Origin of the sequence: Citrobacter sp. Cf118 (genome assembly GCF_030334095.1) — a bacterium.
Taxonomy (GTDB): domain Bacteria; phylum Pseudomonadota; class Gammaproteobacteria; order Enterobacterales; family Enterobacteriaceae; genus Citrobacter; species Citrobacter freundii.
This window is the reverse complement of record NZ_JAOWES010000031.1, coordinates 1-212: the sequence shown is the minus strand read 5'-3', so window position 1 is coordinate 212 and position 212 is coordinate 1. Positions and strand designations below refer to the sequence as shown.

Genomic DNA, 212 nt, shown 5'->3' with positions numbered 1-212 from the left:
TGATAGTTGGCCTTATATCCCTCCGTTAAATGGGCCAGGGATGCTTTCATAAACACCACTGTTCCCCAGGCAGCACCTGGAGATTCAGGACGGGTATGACCATAATAATATTTTCCTTTAGATTTTTTCTTTCCGTCTGTATATATAGAGAGATAGTCGGTATCATCGAAGTATTGATAATCTATACCCGGACCACCCGGCTTTAAACGCGG

At 43.4% G+C, this 212-nt stretch carries 1 pseudogene; it reads right to left on the bottom strand.

Features of this window, described 5'->3' with window-relative positions:
* Positions 1 to 212: pseudogene (locus tag OGX67_RS00480) on the bottom strand (T6SS immunity protein Tli3 family protein); the annotation flags it as partial.